This is a genomic window from Spirosoma terrae (assembly GCF_010435915.1).
Lineage (GTDB): Bacteria > Bacteroidota > Bacteroidia > Cytophagales > Spirosomataceae > Spirosoma > Spirosoma terrae.
Genome location: NZ_JAAFZH010000003.1, coordinates 23,043 through 40,852, shown reverse-complemented (window position 1 = coordinate 40,852; position 17,810 = coordinate 23,043). Strand labels below are relative to the sequence as shown.

The window sequence follows — 17,810 nt, the reverse complement described above, 5'->3', positions numbered from 1 at the left end:
TGTAGACGAATTATCAAACAGCATTTTGCAAGCGTTTAATAATTGCCCGTCTAGTGTGACTCACGTTCAGTTTGCTTAAAGCGATGGCTAAGACGTTGGTATTCCTAACGATACAAAAATACCAACGCCTTAGTCCTGTCTATTTATTCTCTGCCGCAACTTTACCTGATGGCTTCACGATTAAGCCTTCTTCGGGTTTCCACTTATCGTACTCCATATAGCGAGCGGTTTGGGTAGCTACAGCCTGTCCTTTTAATTTCGCTACTACGTGCAGTGCCCCATCAATACCCGCCGAAACGCCCGCCGTGGTGATAACTTGTCCGTTGTCGACAAAACGAGTATTGGCCAAGATCTCGGCTTTGGGCGTTGCTCGCTGGAGGGGTTCAATGTAGGAATGAAAGGTAGTTGCCTGTTTCCCATCCAGCAGTCCCGCTTTTGCCAACAGCCCGGCACCGGTACAAACCGATAGCATGACCTCTGCCTGAGCTGCCGTATTTTTTATCCACTCAATCAGTGGCTTATTCTCGATGAATGGTCCGGTCTGGCCACCAGGCAAGACCAGAATATCAGGCTTCGGGCAATCGGCCAGGCTATAGGTCGGGGTTATTTTAATAAATCCCTGACTAATGATCGGTTCTTTGGTGAGCGATACTGTATAGACATTAAATCCCTCTGTAGAAGCAAAGACCTCACTAGGACCAGCGAAATCCAGAATTTCAACGCCATTGTGAATAAAAATAGCCACATTCCGCTTTTTAGCTTGCTTCTGGTTTTGTGTCAGGGAGTCCATCAGGGCAACGCTACGTTGGATGAGGGGCATACCACAATGCTGACAACGGCCGGGCTTTTCGTGTCGTTCTAAATCACAAGCACTGCCACAGGGTTCGCAATAGTAGGCCATCAGCGCTTCTTTCGGAATCACTTTTTGCGCCAAAAGAGGAGTACCTGCTAAAAAGAGCCAACCGGCAAGAAACAGGTAAAAACGGCAAGGAAGTATGACGTTCATACGTTTATGAATTGAGTTGAGTGAAATGACCTGGTACTGTTTTTAGATTCAACTTTCTGCCAAATTCGGCGTAGCTGGCGGGCATTCTGAAAACCACACTGTTCGGCAATAGCCTCCATGGTCATCCCAGGATTATGTCGCAGCGTATGGGCCAGTTCCAAGCGCAGTAACGTAGTATAGTCGTGAATGGAAATCCCCGTCTCTTTCCGAAACATCCGGGTTAGGTTACGGGTGCTCATGCCAGCCACCTCGGCCAGTGTCTCCAGCGTAGCCCTCGTTTTCAGATTAGCAATCAGCCAATCCTGCAATTGGTGAACAGCCACGTTCATGTGATTGCGGTAATCGAGATAAATACTTTTTTGCGAATGCTGTGGACCGCGACGTACATAGACGACTAGTTCACGGGCTATCTTGGAGGCAAACAGAGGTCCTTGTTGCTCTTCCAGAATCGCTAGCGCCAGATCAATACCAGCTGTTATACCCGCACTGGTATAAATACTCCCATCCTGCACGAATAATCGATCTTGCTGAGTATTGATCCGTGGATAGGTTGTTTGCAACTCCTCAACGCGTTTCCAGTGGGTCGTACATTTTCGGCCATCCAACAGACCTGCCTGAGCTACTACAAATGCGCCCGTACAAACAGAGCATATGCTGACGCCCTGACGATACTGCTCCCGGAGCCAGGCCAGGAAATCGTGCTCCGCCCTGAATTCAGCCGACCGGATATAGGCCATATCTATACCCGGTATAAAGATCAGGTCACCGGCTTGAAGCGTCATCTCCGTAAAGGGCTGCACAGGCCCAATAGCCAGGCCAGCAGAGCTGACAACCTGGTTTTGGAACGAGCAGTACCGTAATTGATACGAAGCACCATACTCAACCGCTTCGTAAAAAACCTGAATCGGTCCTGTCAGATCCAAAACGTGTACATACGGTGGTACAACAAAAACGACTTGTTGAATGGGCGGCATGACCAAGCTGATTCAGGCAGTAAAAGTAGGCGATACGTAGCGCTTACACGAGCCAAACATCGGACATTTTGGGCCAAAAACGAAGTAGCTCATCTACTACTGTTACGCGCCCATTGAGAAACAACAAATAACTACTCGGCGTGATTGTCCTGCTACCCCATTATTCAACGAGCAGCTCTTTTACAGCCAATTTTTACCAGTAGGAAAGCAAATGGCAAACAATTTGCTAGACAGTTATTATCTCAAGGTAACGCACTGATTATATGAGACCCGTAGGAAAGATTACATACGTATTGCTGTGCTTCTATCTGTTTACAAGCCATCTCAGCTATTCTCAGAAAAAGAAAACCTCACCAGCGGACGTAGCAACGCAATGGGCAACTATGACCACTCAGGTAATGACCGCTGCACCTAAAAATTCGCCTACCTATGGGTCAAGAGCACTGGGTTATTTAGGACTAACTATGTATGAAACCGTGGTTTGGTCAAATCCCAGCTATCGATCAATCGCAACTAGCCTATGCGATACCTTGTCTATGCCTAAACCCATTGCCCAAAAAGCATATTGTTGGGAATTAGCGCTTAATGCGGGGCAAGCCTACCTACTAAAACAGCTCTACGGCTATACCAACAAAATGAATCCGGTTGATTCATTAGCGAACGTAATCCATACTCAGTACGCAGCTAAAAAATCAAAGAGCGTCGTACAACGATCAGAGGAGTTTGGTAAAGCCATCGCTGAAACCATTTATAACTGGTCGAAAAGCGATGGTGGATACGAAGGGTATACGCGTAATTTCCCGCCCGATTTCGTAAACCTAGCAGGAACGGGCCTGTGGGTACCGCCTATTGCAGGACAGTCGAGAAGCGAAATTCCGCTCCATCCAGCCTGGGGCAAGAACAGAACGTTTATCCGGCAAAACGGCCTTTTACCCAATCCTGAGCCTATGCAGTATTCAGTAGACTCTACCAGTCGCTATTACAAAGGATACAAGGAGGTATATGACCGTAAAAAAACATTGACCGCAGCCGACCATGAAATTATTTATTGGTGGGGCGATGATCCTTCGGAAACCTGCTCACCTCCGGGTCATTCGTATAATTTGGCAACTATTGCCATCAAGAAGAGCAATGCCAGTCTCCCATTGGCCGCACAAACCTATTGCCGGGTAGGCATGGCAGTGGCCGATGCCTTTATCATGTGCTGGAGAACTAAATATGCTTATAACGTTGAACGCCCGTCTACCTTTATTCGAAAGCATCTGGACACCATACAAAACTATATTGATGGAGGGTGGCGTTCTGCTTTCCCAGAACCGCCATTCTCCGCTTTTTATTCGGGCCACGCTACTCAGTCAGCAGCAACTGCCACTGTTTTAACGGATATTTATGGAGATAACTTTTCGTTTGTCGATGACACCCACATTAATCGGAAAGGCGGTTATGCGTATAAAAATTACTATTACTATCTAAAATTTAAACCCCGCCAATTCGCATCGTTTTGGGAATCAGCCAAAGAATGCGCCGAATCCAGACTGCTGGGAGGTATTCACACACGCCACGATAACGATACGGGGTTAGCAGAAGGCACAAAAATCGGACGTAACGTAAACGCGATACAGTGGACTAATCAGCCTAACCATTCGCGTAAACAGGCTTCTTCCAGAACCTACAAAAGAACGAGTCGAATCGTAGCCTTGCACTAGTTCACGTAACTCAATGTTGTTTTGGCTGGTTTAACTTAATTAGTAAGGAGCAACTAAAATTTCATCTTTATTGCATTAATACAGTTTTTATATTCATAAATCTTACAGCTTCAGTAGGTTCGTTGGCATTTTAAAACAACTTGTCTTATTTAGTGAACGAGACAATAAGCTAAATATGCCTGACCAATCAACCTCTTCATCCTCCAAAACGCGTGTATTCCTGTCAGCTATAGGCTGTACAATCCTTATTCTTGCCCTTGCGCTACGTACGTCGGCGCAGAAAATGACACCCCAAAAGCTAGACGCGTTGGTCGAAAAGCAACTATGGTCCACGATCGATGAGCTTAGCGCTTACGTAGCGCTACCCAATGATGCCGTCAATCCGGATGACATCGCTAAAAATATTGCCTGGACAGAAAAGGCGTTAGCAAAACGAGGGTTTCAGACCAGCGTGTTAAAAACGAATCAATTGCCGCTGGTATTAGCGGAGAAAACCGTTCCGAAGGCCACCAAAACCGTTCTGTTTTACTTTCACCTGGATGGTCAGCCCGTACGAGCCAATGAATGGCAACAGAAAGATCCGTTCGTTACGGTCTTAAAAGAAAAAACAGCGAATGGCGACTACAAAGAGTTTGCTAACGTAGCCAAAGCAGCGGTTAACGACGAGTGGCGGTTATTTGGTCGTTCAACCTCAGACGATAAGGGTCCTATTATTATGATGCTCAATGCGCTGGACATTGTTCAGGCTGAGAAGCAAACCCCGCCTTTCAACGTCAAGATCATCATCGACACGGAGGAAGAAAAAGGTTCTCCGGGCTTAAAAAGTGCGTTGGCGTCTCACAAAGACAAGCTTAAAGCCGATTACATGATTGTGATGGATGGGCCTATGCACTCGTCCAATCTACCAACACTGACATTCGGCTGTCGGGGCAATGCTGGCTTCACGATCACTACGTATGGCCCTGTTACTCCGCAGCATAGCGGTCACTTTGGCAATTATGCGCCCAATCCGGCTTTCCGCCTTGCCCGACTTCTTACATCCATGAAAGACGAGCAGGGACGCGTATTGATTCCTGGCTTCTACGATGGCATTACGTTCGACCCGGAAACCCAGAAGATCATGGCTGCCGTTCCAGATAATAAGTCCGCTATCAACAAAGGATTGCTGATTGTTGATGAAGAAAAAGTCGGCACCAACTACCAGGAATCACTCCAATATCCATCGCTCAATGTCCGTGGTATGAAATCGGCTGAGGTTGGCAAAGGAGCCGGAACCATTGTACCGGCCGAAGCCGTCGCTATGGTCGATATTCGACTGGTTCCCGAAACCGACGGCAAACGCATGGTCGACCTTGTCCGGCAACATATCGAAAAACAGGGTTTTACCGTACTGGATCACGAACCCACCCCTGACGAGCGACTAAAATATCCGCAGATCGCTTATTTCCAGGGAAATGCCGGAACGCCTGCCTTCCGTACCAACATCAATGATCCAATGGGTGTCTGGCTTCGAAAAACCGTTACGGATAGTTTTGGGAAAGACCCGGTTGTGGTCCGGATTATGGGCGGAACGGTGCCTGTTGTTCCCTTCATTCAGGAATTAAATATTCCGGCAGTCATCGTGCCGTTGGTCAACATGGATAACAACCAGCACAGCCCCAATGAAAACCTGCGCCTGGGCAATCTACGAACCGGCCTTAAAATGTGTCTGGCCATTTTAACGTCTCCGATTCAGAAAGCTCAGTAAGTTTTTAGAGGTAATAGTCCAAATTGAGATGCCATGTCTACAAGACATGGCATCTCAATTTGGACTGATTTATCCGTAAATCGTTGAATCCAGAAAGGCGTTTCGGAATTTACCATTCGGATCATACTCCTTTACGAGTTTCTTAAAGTCGTCCAGCTTTTCGTAGCGCGATTGAAGTGTCTTTGCCGAAAGTGTAAATAGTTTACCCCAGTGTGGCCGGGCCGCAAACGGAGCCAGTTCTTTTTCAATCATCGGCAATACTTTTTTGACCGATGCCCAATCCTGTTTCCAGGTAAAGTGAATAGCCAGACTTGGCTGTTTATAACAAGGGCTCATCCATAACGTATCGGCATCGATCGTACGAAGTTCCGAAATAAACAGATGCGGACTGATATGATCACGTAGCTTCTCTATCGCCAGAATGGCCTCAACGGCGTTCTTGCGGGGCACAAAATACTCCGACTGTAATTCCTTGCCACTACTGGGTGTGAAGCCCATTTTAAAATGCGGCAGTCGGTCATACCAGGGCCCTGGCTTGCCCATCTGCTCCGTACAATTCTCTGCCGACAGCTCCGCAATTGGATGCAGATTCTTCGTTGCCAGCTTAGCCCCGAAAAACTCAGGAACTGCTTTCGCTCCCTCCGAAACACGGCTTTTTATCCAGACTTCATTGATACGTTTCTTCTGCCAATCGGTAAACAGACTAACGCTATACCCACTCGACACGATAGCCTCAAAGTGCTCTTTCAACTGCGCCAGCGGTAAATTTTCATAGACGTATTGCCGAACCTGATACGTCGGTACGATGTCGAGCATAATTTTTGTTACGACGCCCAATGCGCCCAGATGCACAACAGCCGCCCGGAACGTATCACCATCCTTTTTACGGGACAGCGTTCGCACCTCACCAGCCGCCGTAACGATCTCCATACCAGACACAATTGTGGACAGGTTACCGTTTTTAACGCCAGATCCGTGCGTAGCGGTAGCGCAGGCACCCGCCACTGAAATATGCGGCAACGAAGCCAGATTATGCAACGCAAACCCCTTGCTTTCCAGGTATGGGCTCAACTGACCATAGCTCAAGTTCGCATCGACAGTCACGGTACGCGCTTTGGTATCCAATCCAATAACCTGATCCATCTGACGTAGCGAGATCAGATTATTAACGCTATCCGCAATGCCATTGAAACAATGGCGTGTTCCAAGCACTTTAAGTTTGCTGTATTTTTTCACCAGTTCCTGAACCTGCCCCAGCGACTTAGCCTGATACAGACGATCAGTACTATACGTGTAATTGCCTGCCCAGTTTTTTAATTTTTCATCGGCCGCCAAACCAGTCAGTGGTGCTAATACGGGAGCGCTCATTAATACGGAAGATAGCTTTAAAAAAGTTCTTTTTTTCATGGTTACAGGGTTTCCGCTAAACGAATCGAACGCATTGATTCTACACTACATACGAACTCAAATCAATGGATTACGTAACAAGAAAGCAGTAAACGCCTATAACTACTAACAACCCCAAAACGAAAGCCCGGTTGCTACGTAGTAACCGAGCTTTATCACAAACTATACATGACTTATTTTACGATCCAAACTGCTTAACCAGCCCCTCCAGCGTATGCAACGACTGAACACCCGACTGCCGCCAAACGATCTTACCGTCCTTGAACATAATCATGGTCGGAATACTTCTGATCTGATACTGGTTGGCAGCCGCCTGCGCCTGATCGACATTGATTTTAATAACCCGAACTTTATCACCCGACCGGTCGGTCAGTTGTTTCAGAATGGGAGCCTGCTGTTTACAGGGACCGCACCAGTCTGCGTAAAAATCGACAAGTACCGGCTTGTCGCCCTTAATTATATCGTTGAAAGATTCTTTAGCCTGACTCATTGTCTTGTTGCGTTTATTGACCTGATGTGGTTCTTTCGCATGATTATAACACCGTCCGCACGCTGCCAGTTCATGAATATACAACCGGTTATCGTTGAAAAAGTTATGCGTATTCGACTACTTATCCTGGCCATTTTTCTGGCAACAAATGCCATCGCGCAAACCGCTTTTACGGATTCGATCAATAAGCATCGGGATGCGTACCGGGCTGATTTCCTGGCCTCTTCCAATAGCCCGCTGAAGTCGAAAGAAGACCTGTCTTATCTGCGGTTCTATGAACCAGATTCAACGTATCGGGTTGAGGCTACGGTTCAGTTAACGCCCAAATCAGAACCGTTCGAGATGCCAACCTATAACGGCCAGACGCGTCCCCATGTCGACTATGCGGTTCTGTCGTTTACACTGCATGGGAAGCCACAACAACTCACCATCTACCGGAACCTGAACCTGATTCGTTTACCGCAGTATCGCGATTATTTATTTCTTCCGTTCAAAGACGCTACGTCCAGCTTTGCCACCTATGGCGGTGGCCGCTACATGGACCTGCGACTGAGCGACATCAAAAACGGACGTATCACGCTCGATTTCAATAAAGCCTATAATCCCTACTGCGCTTACCACGAGGGTTACCCCTGCCCTATCCCACCCAGAAAAAACACTCTGAACGTAGCTATAGAAGCCGGAGAGAAAACGTACGGGAAAGCGCATTAACATGGCGGTCTTAATACCCCCAGGCCAGCAAACCGCCATCAGCCGCAATAATCTGCCCTGTTACGTATCCCGAAGCAGGCATACTCAGAAACGATACCACCGACGCTACTTCCTGCGGCTCACCAACTCGGTTCATGGGCGTCCGTTTTAAGATGGCGGCTAATTTTTCTGGATTAGTCAGTACCGGCGAAGCCAGGGGCGTTTTGATGTACCAGGGCGCTACGGCATTAACCCGAATCGAATCAGGTGCCCACTCAACCGCCAGGTTACGTGTTAGCTGGTGCAGAGCCGCTTTAGTCATACCATACAGCGAACCGCTACTCGTGTGGGTCATGCCCGACACCGATGAGACAAACACGATCTTCCCGCCCGTTTCAGAACCTTTCAATAATGGATAAGCCGCCTGACTCAATTCATAAGCCGACCGCAAATTGGTATTCAGAATATGATCGAACTCAACCGGGTTATAGTCCACGGTCGGTTTCCGAATGTTCGTTCCTGCATTGTTGACCAGAATATCCAATCCGCCCCATTTCGATTTTATATTATCAATAATATGCGCTGATATGCCGGGCTGACTTACATCGGTTGCCAGACCTTCCACTACGTGTCCCTGGGTTCGGTAAGCCAGTAATTGCTTTTGAAGGAGGTCATTGTCGCGGGCAATAATAAATACGGATGCGCCCAGGTCCAGAAACTGGCGAACAATGGCTTCACCGATTCCTTTAGTGCCACCCGTTATAAGCGCGCGTTGGCCACTGAGCGACCAGAGAGGTAGGTTCATAACTTATATAGACTACTGTTGGTACTATCTCTTGCTGAGAAGTGCGAAACTAAACGCCAGCCCGAGCAGAACAAAGTGTTCCTGCAGATTTCTAATACGGCACTCGTCGGTACTAACCTGTTCGGCTTCGGACAACAGCAGTGTCCGAAATCGTACAGCATTACGTAGTATAAAGCGCTATACGCAGCGAAAATCCCCTTTTTTGATTTTGGCAAAGCATTTGTTCTACAAAACTTAATTATATCTGATTGCTGATGAGAAGATCGTATTTGGGCGAATTCGAGGAGTTGGTTTTATTGACAGTAGCCGTACTGGGCGAAGGGGCTTATGGTGTTGCTATCACTGATGAACTGGACCGGCAGACGGGACGATCGGTCAGCATCAGCGCCGTTCACGCGGCCCTCCATCGACTGGAAGAAAAGGGTATGTTATCCTCCCGCATGGGCGAGTCCACAGCCGAGCGGGGAGGCCGTCGGAAACGATTATTCACGGTTACTGCCCTGGGAAGCCGTACACTACACGACATCCGCTCCATGCGCGACCAGTTGTGGCATTCCATTGCGCCTAATTCACTCCCAGCCATCAGCCTATGAAACCCATTCAACCCAACCGACCCGCCGAACCTCCCCGTTGGGCCAATCGACTGCTCGAATGGTTCTGCGCTCCTCACCTGCTGGAAGAAGTCCAGGGCGATTTGCACGAACGCTTCGAACGTAATACCCGCCAAGCTGGACAACGACAGGCCAGGCGTCAATACGTCCGGGAAGTTATTAGCTTCTTACGGCCATTTGCCATCAAACGGAAACCGAGTCAATACCCATCAACTCCTTTATTCAGACCTGCCATGCTGGAAAACTATTTTAAAATTGCCTTTCGAAACCTGAGCCGTAATAAAGCTTATTCGGGCATCAACATTATTGGTCTTAGCATTGGGTTGGCGGCTGCCATGCTGATTATGCTGTACACCAAGGATGAGGTTAGTTATGATCGTTTTCATACCAACAACCCCAACATCTACCGCATCGTAAGCAAAGAATACGGGACTGGCGGATCACTGGAAGGAAAAAACCCCTATACCGGCCATTTTCAGGGTCCGAAATTTAGTGCTGGTATTCCAGAAATTCAGCGCTTTGTCCGGTATCAGGCGAATAGAGTCGATATGAAGCAGGGCACCGACATTCAGAGTCAGGAGGTGTTTTTTACCGACCCTGATTTCTTCCAGATTTTCTCACTGCCGCTACTCAATGGCAACCCCAAAACAGCCCTACGCGAGCCAAAATCAGTCGTTATTTCCGAAGAAACAGCCGAAAAACAGTTTGGCACAACCAACGCGCTTGGCAAGGTTATTTTCCTGAAAGAAAAAGGGCAGTTCGAACCGTATACCGTAACTGGTGTGGCCCACAAATCACCCCAGAATTCATCCATCAAATTCGACGTATTGCTGCCATTGATCATTCCGAAAGAAGAGCTGGCCAATAATAGCAACTGGTTCAGCTTTTTCCAGAATACATTCGTGCTGCTTACTCCTCAGGCTAACGTACGCTCGGTGGAAGCAAAAATGAATCGGATTTATCAGGCCGATGCCAAGGAAGGCATGAAAGAAATGGCGGATAAATACGGGTTCAAAAACAGAACAGACTATTCGCTCCAGCCTTTCACGGACATGCACCTCAGCAAAGACTTTCCAGCCAGCAACGGGCTAGTCGATGAGAGCAACCCTATGTTTTCGTACATTCTGACTGGAATTGCGCTGTTTATTCTGGTGATTGCCTGCATCAATTTCGTAAATCTGACCGTAGCACGTTCACTGAAGCGAGCCAAAGAGATAGGCGTCCGGAAAGTGGTGGGCGGGGGCCGATCTCAGCTGACGATTCAGTTTCTCGGCGAATCGTTTATCCTGTGTTTTATCGCGTTCATAGCGGCTATCCTGATCGTTTATGTGGTGCTCCCGACGTTCAATCAGTTGTCGAACAAATCCCTGGCCCTTTCCTATTTGTTTGACGCCCAGCTGGTAATCGGCTACCTGATTCTGTTTGTGGTGACAGGGCTGCTGGCCGGTTTTTATCCAGCCATGGTTCTGTCGGGCTATAATCCGGTTCAAACCTTGTATAGTCGATTCAACCTTTCGAGTAAAAACTACCTACAGAAAAGCCTGGTCGTCCTGCAGTTTTCGCTGGCTTCTTTCCTGATCGTTATTACGTTAACCATCTATTCTCAGTTCAATTACCTGACCACCAAAAGCCTGGGTTATGACGATAAAAACCTGGTTATGATTAACAAATCGCCGATGAAACGGAGCGATTTCCGGCACCTGAAAGACGAACTGATGAAATCCCCGTCTATTGCCGACGTATCGCCCAAGAACGGGGGTTTCTGGGCGACCATCGCCAAAGTCAACAACGGCGAAAAACAGCTGAATTTTGCCTACGAAACCGTCGACGAAACCTATCTGCCGCTGTTTAAAATCCCGATTCTGAAAGGGCGTAATTTCTCAGCGAGTTTCCCCAGCGACTCCACAAACTCAGTATTGGTCAACGAAAGCTTTGTGAAAGATGCGGGCTGGAAAAACCCGATTGGGCAGATCGTGGACTTTTCCTACGATGCACCTGAAAAATATACCGTAATCGGCGTTGTAAAAGACTATCATTTCGCACCTTTAAATCAGGCTATCAAATCGCAATTGTTTACGATGAAGCCGAAAAACGACTACGGCCGATTCTTTGTCAAAATCAAGCCCAATACCGAAACGGAGAGTTTACAGTATATCGAGAAAACCTTCAAACGGTTATTCCCAATCAGCCCGTACGCCTATAGTTTTCTGGATCAGGACAATCTAAAAAAATACGAATCGGAAGCAAAGTGGAAACAGATTATGCTCTTCGGCGCTATTCTAACCATTTTTATCTCCTGCATTGGCCTGTTTGGGCTGGCTACGCTCTCGGCCGAACGACGTAACAAAGAGATCGGCATTCGCAAAGTGCTGGGCGCTTCCGTATCGAGCATTGTTCAGTTACTTTCCTCCGATTTTCTTAAACTGGTTGGCGTATCCTTTTTGTTTGCCTTCCCGGCAGCCTACTACGCCACCGACCAGTGGCTCCAGGGGTATGCCTACCGGATCGATGTCAGCGTATGGATGTTTGTCGGGACCGCCATCCTGGCCATTCTGATTGCGTTTTTCACCGTCAGTTTTCAATCGATCCGAGCCGCTTTAGCCAATCCGGTCAAGAGCCTGAAATCGGAATGAAACCTCCAACGCAACGAACCAACCCTCCTCGCTGGGCCGAGTGGCTCCTCGAGTGGTTTTGTGCACCTCACTTGCTGGAAGAAGTGCAGGGCGATTTACATGAACGATTTGAACGTAATGCTCGACAGTTTGGTGAGCCCAAAGCCCGACGTCAGTATGCACGGGAAGTACTCAGCTTCTTACGCCCATTTGCCATTAAGCGTCAACCCAATGCTTATTCACCACCTTTTTTCGCCAGTCCTGATATGCTACGCAACTTTTTTAAAATCGCCTTTCGCCATCTGACGAAGCACAAAGTCAGTACGTTGATCAACTTATTGGGTCTGACGCTCGGTGTAACAGCCTGCCTGGTCATTTACCTAATCACTAATTATGAACTGAGTTACGATACGTTCCACCCCAACGGAGAACGCATCTATCGGCTCGTTGGCGACATTAAGTATGACGCTACGTCCGAGCGGCATTCGGTTGGCTTCATCCCAAACGCGGTTCCGGCAGGCATGCGGAAAGAAATCGCCGGACTAGAAACGGTGGCCGCTTTTCACAATCTCGAGACCGATGTTTTAATTCCGAATGGCGAGGAAAAGCCAACCCGGTTTGAAAGCCGCCGACGAACGGGAGGAAACGCCGACATTATCGTTGCCGATCCGCAATACTTCGACATTTTTACGTATCAGTGGCTGGCAGGTAACCCCAAAACGGCGCTGAACAAACCATTTAACGTAGTCTTATCCGAGAATAAGGCCCGTAAGTATTTTGGTAACCTGCCACTCTCAGAGATACTGGGCAGGGAAGTCATTTATCAGGACTCAGTACGGGCCAGCGTATCGGGCATTGTAAAAGACTGGACGCAGCCAACCGATTTCACGTTTACCGATTTCATCTCGATGGCCACCGTTCGGGCCAGCCATTTAAAGAAAGAAATCAATCTCGACAGCTGGAACGATAACTGGTCGGCCTCCCAGGCTTACGTAAAACTTCCCGCTGGCACAACACCAGCGAAAGTAGCACCTATGCTTCAGCAATTTGCTCAACGGCATTACCCGAAAGAGATGAAATTCTGGCCCGCTTTACAACCCCTATCCGACCTCCATTTCAACGCTGACTATCGGGACAATTACTCTCGAAAAGCGCACTTACCAACGTTATATGGCCTGATGGGCGTAGCGGCTTTCATTCTGATCATTGCCGCCATCAATTTTATCAATCTCTCAACGGCTCAGTCGATGCAACGCGCGAAAGAGATTGGTATTCGGAAGGTTATGGGGAGCAGTCGAAAAAGTCTGGTTCTGCAATTTCTTAGCGAAACCGCACTATTGACTTTTCTGGCCATACTGATTGGTTTACTGATTACGAGTCCAATCCTTGCAGCCATGCAATCGCTGACTCCCAATGGGTTAACCTACAACCTGTTCAGCCCGCAAAACCTTCTTTTCCTGGTAAGCCTAATCGTCCTCACCTCCTTATTAGCCGGTCTGTATCCATCCTGGCTTTTATCTTCCTATTTACCAGCCCTCACGTTAAAAGGTCAAAATAGCCTGAAGATCAGCCAAAAAGGTTATCTGCGTAAAGGTCTGATTGTCTTTCAATTTACGGTCTCCCTGGCTTTCATTATTGGTACGTTGATGGTTGGTCGGCAGCTTAGTTTCATGCGAAATAAAGATCTTGGTTTTTCAACAGATGCCATTATCGACGTTCACGCTCCCTGGGGAGATAAGGGGCAGGTATTGGCCCAAAAGATCAAACAACTGTCTGGAGTAGATCAGGTTACGATGCAGTGGTTTCCACCGATGGGCAGCAGCCACATGGTAACCAAGCTAACGTATCGCGGCAAGAAGACGATCGAAACGGACGTATCGGCCAAAATTGGCGACGCAAATTATATTCCTCTCTATAAACTTCGCTTACTGGCTGGACGCAACTACTTACCCAGCGATTCACTACGTGAATTTGTCATCAATGCTACGTATGCCAAAGTGTTAGGGTTCAAAAAACCAGCTGACGCTCTGAATCAATTTATCGAATTTGGCGACAAAAAGCTCCCGATCGTCGGTGTGGTAGCCGATTTTCACGAACAGTCGTTCCACGAAAAAATCAGTTCCGTCTTCATTGCCAATATGCCCGACCGAGAAAAACAAATTGGTGTCAAACTGGCAACGAAAGGCAAGCAGGCGGACGACCTAAAAGCAACGCTAACCAACATTGAAAAAGCTTGGGAGGAAGTGTATCCCGATAATAAGTTCGACTACACCTTCCTCGATGATGCTATTGCCAAACTCTATGAAAAGGAGCAAAAAACGGCCCAGCTGGTTAACCTGGCCACGGCCATCGCCATTCTGATTTCCTGTATGGGATTATTCGGTCTGGCTACGTTCACCGCCGAGCAGCGAACCAAAGAGATTGGTGTTCGGAAGGTATTGGGAGCCAGTGTTGTCAGTATTGTTGGCCTGTTATCAACGGACTTTTTGAAACTGATTGTCGTTGCCTTACTGATTGCGTCTCCACTTGCCTGGTGGGCCATGAATGAATGGCTGAAAAGCTTTGCCTATAAGGTTGATCTGGAGTGGTGGGTCTTTGCGCTGGCTGGCCTGCTGACTATTGTCATTACGTTAATCACGATCAGTTCACAAAGCGTAAAGGCTGCGTTGGCCAACCCAACCAAGAGTTTACGAGCGGAGTAGAATCGAACGGGCTTCGGGCTAGTCAGCCCGAAGCCCGTTCGACAAAAGTCTTTACTAAAATAGCGTAATCAGAAAATGTTGATTCATCTCAACGACAGAGCTGCGTTCAAGAACAGCCATGAGATGACCTAAATTTTTATCGAATAGATGCAAAAGGTCTTTATTACTTAGATTACCAATAGTTAAATAGACCAGCTTATAAGGCTCCTGCTTTGCCGTATAACTATCATAAAAATCTGCATCTTTAGAAATAACGATCCGTTCATTGGCCATCGATAGCATCCTTATTTCACTATCTTTTGTCGCATTTCGATTTGGCAACTCGAGCGTATGAACGGCATCGATACCTTTTTCACGCATAAAAACAGCCAGTGCTTTGGGAAGCTGAGCATCAATTAAAAACTTCACGCAACTAACCGACTAATGTGTTTTACTTTTGTCAATTGAGCCGCAAACAGAAGACAAGCCAGTAAGTCCTGTTCTTCCAGATCTTCATAATCATCTAAAATTTCCTGATGAGTCATTCCAGATGCCATCAACTCAAGCATTGTTTCAACGGGATAGCGTAAGCCCCGAATTACAGGCTTGCCGTGGCAAATATCCGGATCGGTTGTTATTCGATTCAGCAGGTTTTCCATACATAGAGCGTTCTACAAATCACTTCTTCGCAAATTACAGATTAGTCTTCAAAGACCCTTACTTCTTCACGGGCTTATTCGTCATATAAAACGTCAGTTTGCCACCTTTCTGAATGTCAGCATGAGTGATAACTGGTTGTGTTAACAACTTGCCGTTTAACAGTACTTTCTGCACATACACATTCTTATCGCTCTGATTAATGGCTTCTACCGTAAAGGTCTGACCGTTCTCGAGTTGCAGACGAGCACTTTTGACGGAAGGGCTACCCAGCGAATACTCGTCCGATCCAGGTGCTACCGGATAGAAACCCATCGAAGAAAATAGATACCAGGCACTCATCTGACCACAATCGTCGTTTCCTCCCAACCCATCGGGCGTGGGTTTATATTGCCTAGTGAGAATCATCCGAATACGCTCCTGCGTTTTCCAGGGCTGACCGGCCCAGTTGTATAAATACGCTACGTGGTGGGCCGGTTCATTCCCATGAATATAGCCGCCAATGATGCCTTCGCGGGTGATATCTTCCGTTTCGGCAAAGAACTTATCCGGCAGGTTCATAGCAAAAAGCGTATCGAGCCGAGCCGCAAATTTCTTTGCCCCGCCCATATACTGCACCAACGTAGCAGGGTCCTGCGGCACGAAAAAACTAAAATTCCAGGAGTTCCCTTCAATAAAACCTTGCCCGTGTGTACTGTATACATCGAACTCCTTTTTATACGTACCGTCATCCAGACGAGGACGCATAAACCCAATCGATTTATCGAACACGTTCTGCCAGTTTTCGGAGCGTTTGCGATACGTATCATACACATCCTGCCGATTCAGTTTCTTCGCCAGTTGCGCAATACACCAGTCGTCATAGGCATATTCAAGCGTGTTCGACACCGACGTACCATTCAACGTAGCAGGAATATACCCTTTGTCGATATAGGCGCCAATTCCTTCGTAATCGCGATGATTCGACGTAGCAATGCAGGCATCCAGTGCTTTCTGCGCATCGCCTTTGTAGACACCTTTTATAATTGCATCGGCCAATACCGATACACTGTGATAACCACTCATACACCAGTTATCGTTGGCGTAATGCGACCAGATTGGCAGCATTTTTAACGTACTCTGGTCATAATGCTTCATCATAGATTCTACCATATCGCTATTGCGCGACGGCTGAATCAGATTAAAGAACGGGTGCAGCGCCCGATACGTATCCCACAACGAGAACGTAGTATAGTTGGTAAATCCAGTCGCTTTATGTATGTCCTGATCCAGTCCTTTATAGTCACCATTAGCGTCCATGTAGGTTGTTGGATTGACGAATGTGTGATACAGCGAGGTGTAAAAGTTAATCTTGTCCTTGTCCGATGCATCGATCTGAATTTTGTTCAGTTCCCGATTCCAGTCGGCCTGCGCGTTGGCTTTCACCTGATCAAAATTCCAGTGAGGTACCTCGGCCCGCATGTTAGCCAGCGCATTTTCCTGACTAACCGGCGATAACGCCATTTTCAGTTTTATCTTTTCCCCTTCCTCCGTATCGAAATCAAAATACATCCGAATACGCTTACCGGCTATTTCCGGGAAGTTACGGGTTTGATCAAACTTGCGCCAGAACCCTTTGTAGACCTGTGCTTTATCCAGATTCTTCTGTCCGTACGATTTAAACGGTTTCGAGAACGACAGAGCGAAATAAACCGTCCGGGTGCGCGCCCAGCCATTGGTTTGCCGATAGCCCGTTATCAACGTATCGTTCACGACCCGCACGAACGTCCAGACCACTTTATCGTCGTAGTTGTAAATACCGTGGGTCAAATCCAGAATAATGTGCGACTGATCGGATTTGGGAAACGTGTATTGATGAACCCCAACCCGATTCGATGCCGTCAATTCCGCCGTAATGTTATGATCGTCGAGCTTCACTTTGTAATAGCCCGCTTCGGCCACTTCGTTGGCGTGCGAGAATGCCGACCGATAGCCACTTTTCGGGTCCGACGCTACGCCCGGATTCAGTTGCAGAGCGCCCTGCGTAGGCATAATCAGGAAGTCGCCCAGATCCGAATGGCCCGTTCCGCTAAAATGGGTATGGCTGAATCCAACAATTGTTTTGTCTTCGTATTTGTAACCCGCGCAATAGTTGTAGACATTGCCGTTATACTTCCCGTTGAACTCGTACGATAACGTATCCGAATCAGGACTTAGCTGAACAGCGCCAAATGGAACAGTAGCCCCCGGAAATGTATGACCCATTTTTTCGGTCCCAATTAGTGGATGGACGAAAGGAACAAGGTTTTGCTGAGCAAAGGCAACGAGACAGAGAAGTTGAAAAAAGATGGTAAGGCTAACGTTTATCATGTTTTACGAATAGACTCTTTACGGACAATCAGGGCTAAAAGGTACGAAAAGCTAACCGAAACGCCTACCGATCTG

14 protein-coding genes are annotated in these 17,810 nt (G+C 47.6%); 6 read left to right on the top strand and 8 right to left on the bottom strand.

Annotated features, from left to right (window positions below; all coding sequences use genetic code 11):
• Positions 1 to 139 precede the first annotated feature (139 nt).
• On the bottom strand, positions 140 to 1,006 hold the full coding sequence (locus GK108_RS08130) for a DJ-1/PfpI family protein (protein WP_246224753.1): 867 nt from the start codon (positions 1,004 to 1,006) through the stop codon (positions 140 to 142).
• Positions 1,003 to 1,980 (bottom strand): GlxA family transcriptional regulator, encoded by a 978-nt coding sequence (locus GK108_RS08125; RefSeq protein WP_163945619.1) that lies wholly within the window; start codon positions 1,978 to 1,980, stop codon positions 1,003 to 1,005. Before GK108_RS08125 ends, GK108_RS08130 begins: the two co-directional genes overlap by 4 nt.
• A 263-nt stretch (positions 1,981 to 2,243) precedes the next feature.
• On the opposite strand from GK108_RS08125, the gene GK108_RS08120 reads away from it, so the two are divergent.
• Positions 2,244 to 3,686, top strand: coding sequence for a vanadium-dependent haloperoxidase (locus GK108_RS08120; RefSeq protein ID WP_163945615.1), 1,443 nt, complete (start codon positions 2,244 to 2,246; stop codon positions 3,684 to 3,686).
• A 175-nt stretch (positions 3,687 to 3,861) separates the two neighbouring features.
• Positions 3,862 to 5,433, top strand: coding sequence for a M20/M25/M40 family metallo-hydrolase (locus tag GK108_RS08115; protein ID WP_163945612.1), 1,572 nt, complete (start codon positions 3,862 to 3,864; stop codon positions 5,431 to 5,433).
• A 69-nt stretch (positions 5,434 to 5,502) separates the two neighbouring features.
• On the opposite strand, the gene GK108_RS08110 is transcribed toward GK108_RS08115, so the two are convergent.
• Together GK108_RS08110 and trxA are read right to left on the bottom strand one after the other, a co-directional pair.
• Positions 5,503 to 6,840 (bottom strand): D-arabinono-1,4-lactone oxidase, encoded by a 1,338-nt coding sequence (locus GK108_RS08110; protein ID WP_163945610.1) that lies wholly within the window; start codon positions 6,838 to 6,840, stop codon positions 5,503 to 5,505.
• A gap of 178 nt (positions 6,841 to 7,018) precedes the next feature.
• The gene (gene trxA, locus GK108_RS08105; RefSeq protein WP_163945607.1) at positions 7,019 to 7,330 is read right to left on the bottom strand and encodes a thioredoxin; all 312 of its coding nucleotides are present in this window, start codon (positions 7,328 to 7,330) and stop codon (positions 7,019 to 7,021) included.
• 72 nt (positions 7,331 to 7,402) lie between these two features.
• On the opposite strand from trxA, the gene GK108_RS08100 reads away from it, so the two are divergent.
• Positions 7,403 to 8,041, top strand: a complete 639-nt coding sequence (locus GK108_RS08100) for a DUF1684 domain-containing protein (protein ID WP_246224752.1) — start codon at positions 7,403 to 7,405, stop codon at positions 8,039 to 8,041.
• Positions 8,042 to 8,051: 10 nt separating this feature from the next.
• Here GK108_RS08100 and GK108_RS08095 read toward each other — a convergent pair whose 3' ends face one another.
• Positions 8,052 to 8,825 (bottom strand): SDR family oxidoreductase, encoded by a 774-nt coding sequence (locus GK108_RS08095; protein WP_163945604.1) that lies wholly within the window; start codon positions 8,823 to 8,825, stop codon positions 8,052 to 8,054.
• 254 nt (positions 8,826 to 9,079) lie between these two features.
• Between GK108_RS08095 and GK108_RS08090 the strand changes: the two genes are divergently transcribed.
• From GK108_RS08090 to GK108_RS08080, 3 genes are read left to right on the top strand one after another with little or no spacing between them, the layout of a single operon-like run.
• A complete protein-coding gene (locus tag GK108_RS08090) occupies positions 9,080 to 9,418 on the top strand; it encodes a PadR family transcriptional regulator (RefSeq protein WP_163945601.1) in 339 nt (112 codons plus the stop codon).
• Positions 9,415 to 12,069: an ABC transporter permease gene (locus GK108_RS08085; protein WP_163945599.1), complete on the top strand. Its 2,655-nt coding sequence runs from the start codon at positions 9,415 to 9,417 to the stop codon at positions 12,067 to 12,069. The genes GK108_RS08090 and GK108_RS08085 overlap by 4 nt, the downstream gene beginning before the upstream one ends.
• A complete protein-coding gene (locus GK108_RS08080; protein WP_246224751.1) occupies positions 12,066 to 14,750 on the top strand; it encodes a permease prefix domain 2-containing transporter in 2,685 nt (894 codons plus the stop codon). The genes GK108_RS08085 and GK108_RS08080 overlap by 4 nt, the downstream gene beginning before the upstream one ends.
• Before the next feature lie 54 nt (positions 14,751 to 14,804).
• Here the strand turns inward: GK108_RS08080 and GK108_RS08075 are convergent, their stop codons facing one another.
• The 3 genes from GK108_RS08075 to GK108_RS08065 are packed head-to-tail and all read right to left on the bottom strand — an operon-like array spanning position 14,805 to position 17,735.
• Positions 14,805 to 15,158 carry a DUF5615 family PIN-like protein gene (locus tag GK108_RS08075; protein WP_163945596.1) on the bottom strand — a complete coding sequence of 118 codons (354 nt, stop codon included), beginning with the start codon at positions 15,156 to 15,158 and terminating at the stop codon, positions 14,805 to 14,807.
• Positions 15,155 to 15,388 (bottom strand): DUF433 domain-containing protein, encoded by a 234-nt coding sequence (locus GK108_RS08070; protein WP_163945593.1) that lies wholly within the window; start codon positions 15,386 to 15,388, stop codon positions 15,155 to 15,157. Before GK108_RS08070 ends, GK108_RS08075 begins: the two co-directional genes overlap by 4 nt.
• A 58-nt stretch (positions 15,389 to 15,446) precedes the next feature.
• Positions 15,447 to 17,735 (bottom strand): GH92 family glycosyl hydrolase, encoded by a 2,289-nt coding sequence (locus tag GK108_RS08065; protein ID WP_163945580.1) that lies wholly within the window; start codon positions 17,733 to 17,735, stop codon positions 15,447 to 15,449.
• Positions 17,736 to 17,810: the final 75 nt, after the last annotated feature.